The organism is Photobacterium sp. OFAV2-7 (assembly GCF_022347985.1).
Taxonomy (GTDB): Bacteria; Pseudomonadota; Gammaproteobacteria; order Enterobacterales; family Vibrionaceae; genus Photobacterium.
On sequence record NZ_JAKRFQ010000525.1, the window covers coordinates 1 to 3,621 of the forward strand.

Below are 3,621 nucleotides of genomic sequence, written 5' to 3' on the forward strand. Positions count from 1 at the left end.
ATTACTGACGAAGAATCCTCTTCGACTTCACCAGAGGGAGATACAGGTGGTTCGGGTGGTGATGCAGAATCCGGTAGTGGTACAGGCTCTAGTGACGGAAAAGAAGATGAGCTTGTAAATAGTGACTGTAACCTTAACTCTACGGGCATTTCACACACTAACTGCAATTTGAAGTCTGCTAGCGGCGGAACAAGCACCTGGAGCGCGATATTATTGATGATTTTTGCTTGCTGGGCTCGTTGCAGGATAGGGAATAGAGAAGGGTAAGTGATTATAAAGCCACCAAAATGGAACGGTGGCTTGATTCGCAATAGTAGTTATCGACGGAAAGTCACTTCTTCGTTGTTTTCTCCTAGGCTGATTTGTGTCGTTGCAGGTTGAGTTTGTGCAATGATCTTGCCTTGACGGACTGAATACCGCACCGGGACCTGGCGACGAACAGCATCAAAACCATTTTCAGCAGGTAAGATCAGCAGGTTACCTAGCTTGCCTTCTTCAATACCATAGCGGTGTTGGATATTAAGTGTACGCGCCGAGTTAGTGCTAATTAAAGCCAGTGAATTGTTGATTTGGTCGTAACCCATTACCTGGCATACATGTAACCCCATATGGAGTACTTGCATCATGTTTGCTGTGCCAAGCGGATACCACGGGTCAAAGACATCATCGTGACCAAAGCAGACATTGATATCAGCCGTCAGCATTTCTTTGACCCGGGTAATACCACGTCGTTTAGGGTAATCATCAAACCGGCCTTGTAGGTGAATGTTCACCAGAGGGTTGGCAACGAAGTTGATACCTGACATTTTTAGCAAACGAAATAAGCGTGAAGCGTAGGCGCCGTTGTATGAGTGCATGGCGGTTGTATGGCTAGCTGTTACCTTGTCTCCCATTTCGAATTTATGAGCCAGGGCAGCCAGTGTTTCAACAAAACGTGATTGCTCATCATCAATCTCATCGCAGTGCACATCAATAAGTCGATCGTACTTGCGGGCGAGCTCAAATACGTAGTGTAGCGATTCAACGCCATACTCGCGTGTGAATTCAAAATGGGGAATCGCGCCAATCACATCAGCGCCAAGTTTTACCGCTTCTTCGAGTAACTCTTTGCCGTTAGGGTAGGAGAGTATGCCCTCTTGAGGAAAGGCAACAATTTGTATATCAACCCATTGCTTCATCTCTTCTTTGACTTCGAGCATCGCTTTTAGCGCTATCAGTGTTGGGTCAGAAACGTCGACATGGGTGCGTACATGCTGGACACCATTGGCAATTTGCCATTTTAGCGTTTGCTTGGCACGTTGTTTTACATCCTCAAGAGATAGCATGGACTTTCTTTCCGCCCAGCGCTCGATACCCTCGAACAACGTTCCGGAAATATTCCAGCTTGGTTCACCTGCTGTTTGCGTGGTATCTAAATGGACATGCGGCTCGCAAAATGGGGCAATAGCCATACCTCCTTCACCATCAAGTACTTTACTGGTGTGGTTTAGCGCTTTATCCATCGGAGCAATTGTTTTGAACTGACCATTTTCGATCAGAATTTGATGTAGGCCTTCTTTGCCTTGAAGCGAGATATTTTGAATGAGTATGTCTGAAGTTTGCATCTCAACGAATCCTTATACTTTAGCGGCCAATGAGCGATTGTTACGATTGAAAAGAGGATCAAGTACAAGATAACTAATAGCGCCGACCAGTACCGCATTTAAAGGCACGATACCCGGCAACAGGTGGCCCGCCGCTACGCCAATGGCAACACCGGTAATAGCCGCCCAGTTGACGGTTTGAAATTCAGCGTTAGCAAAATCTTTATAACGATGACGGTTTTTCAGGAAGTCTGCAATGATAATTCCGCCAACTGGTGGGATTGCTGCCGAAAGGAAAGTTAACCATCCAACAAAGTTATTATATAGCCACAGTGCACACAGTGTGCCTATGACACCATTAGCCATTGAAAGGTATTTACTTGGTAGGCCTGTAACATTTGAAAAGCCTAGTCCTGAGGCATAAAGCGCATTGTCATTGGTTGTCCAGATATTCAAGCCTAGAACAATGATTGCGGGGATAAGTAGCCCTTGGGCAATCATGACTTCAGAAATATCGGATTGTCCTGTTGCAGCCCCACCGGCTGCGCCAAAAATGAACATCAGAGAGTTACCGATAAAGAAGGCGATCATCGTAACCAGTACGGCGCCTATAGGGGATTTGCCGAATCGGACAAAGTCTGCAGTCAGGGTGCCAGCTGATATAAAAGAGCCGACTACCAGCGCCAGTGCTGCTGAGAACTCAAGTGGCATTTCGGGTGATATAGTCTTCATCTCGTCTAGCCCGCCAGCACTGCCGATAGCAACCAATACGGAGTATCCGCCAAGCAAAGCGATAGCGGGTACAGCAATGGCTGAAAGGATCATCAGTGCAGAAATACCAAAGTAAACAGTTGCCGTCATTAACAGCCCTGATACGACAATAAGTACGTTTGTATCAATGCCTGTCGCTTTTTGCACAGGGATGGCAAACATCGCGACGCCAACACCGAACCAGCCTACTTGGGTGCCGCCGAGAAGAAGAGATGGAAGCCAGGAACCTTTTAAGCCGAAGGAAAAACGAGCGAGGAGGTGTGTGGAGAGGCCGGAAGAGGCGCCAATGTAGCCGAGAAAAGAAGTGTAGATACCGAGGATGAGGTTACCAATAAGAACTGCGAGAAAAAAATCGTTATAGGAGAGGCCTGTTCCGAGTGTTCCGCCTGTCCACATACTTGCTGAGAAGAAAGTTAATCCCAACATGACCATTGTCAGGGAAGGAATCCCTTTACGTGCCGACTGTGGCACTGGGCCTAAACTGTAATTATTGTCGCCCGCCATTATCCACCTCTATATAACGTCAATACCATTAATAATGAGCTGCCATTTATCAGGCAAACGGCGCGTATTTTATGTGTAAAAATATGGCTGTCAAATTGTTTATTCGTGTTAGTTGTCTATGTCATTAATATATTGCATTTAAGTTTAATTTAATCAAATGCTTATGTTTTTGGTTTTTTATTGTAACGCTGCGGGGTAACGATTGCTTTGTTCTTGTTTGCTTCATATTGTCTGGTTATGTTTTGTTGTTAGATTGGGTGGTGAAAAAATGAATGTGATTTAATAAAGGTGGTACTGAGAGTCTGCAACGTTGTTCGCTACATTTATGGCTGGAATTGAGCTGAATAGAGCAAGTTGTGTCAGTTTTTGCTAGATAGAGGGGCTTTGAAGCATTTAGCTCGTAAAAGTTGGTGTTTTGTAAGGTGAGTTAACCTGTCTGTATTCAAAATTGGGCTGGGGATAAATTGTTTATCCACAGAAGCTGTGAATAACTCTGTGGGAAATGCCTTGAGCCTAATCCCCATGCCGGATTCAACAAAGTCAATACTGTACGTAATGAAAAAGTCATGTAATCTCAGATAGATTGATTTAGTTCAATAACAAAAAAACGTCAATAATTTTTTCAAATAAGGCGCTGTAAAATGAGCGTTGAACGCTAAGTTTAGGTAAGCTTGTTAAGTTATCGGGCCGGATAAATCGGCATAGACAAGCGGAGCTGGGTGCGGGGTTTTTGTTCACTTAAAGGGGTGGAATAAGTATTTTT

Annotated in this window: 2 protein-coding genes; both read right to left on the minus strand. The window is 44.8% G+C overall.

Going from position 1 to position 3,621, the window contains the following annotated elements; genetic code table 11:
- Window positions 1-317 precede the first annotated feature (317 nt).
- On the minus strand, window positions 318-1,604 hold the full coding sequence (locus tag MHN01_RS20235) for a cytosine deaminase (protein ID WP_239413050.1): 1,287 nt from the start codon (window positions 1,602-1,604) through the stop codon (window positions 318-320).
- Between the two features lie 12 nt (window positions 1,605-1,616).
- Window positions 1,617-2,858 carry a cytosine permease gene (gene codB / locus MHN01_RS20240; RefSeq protein WP_239413052.1) on the minus strand — a complete coding sequence of 414 codons (1,242 nt, stop codon included), beginning with the start codon at window positions 2,856-2,858 and terminating at the stop codon, window positions 1,617-1,619.
- Between the last annotated feature and the right edge of the window lie 763 nt (window positions 2,859-3,621).

What these genes read in the sequence shown, in the direction of transcription:
- MHN01_RS20235 (WP_239413050.1), bottom strand. Translation starts at nt 1,604, where the DNA reads ATGCAAACTTCAGACATACTCATTCAAAATATCTCGCTTCAAGGCAAA.
- codB (WP_239413052.1), bottom strand. Translation starts at nt 2,858, where the DNA reads ATGGCGGGCGACAATAATTACAGTTTAGGCCCAGTGCCACAGTCGGCA.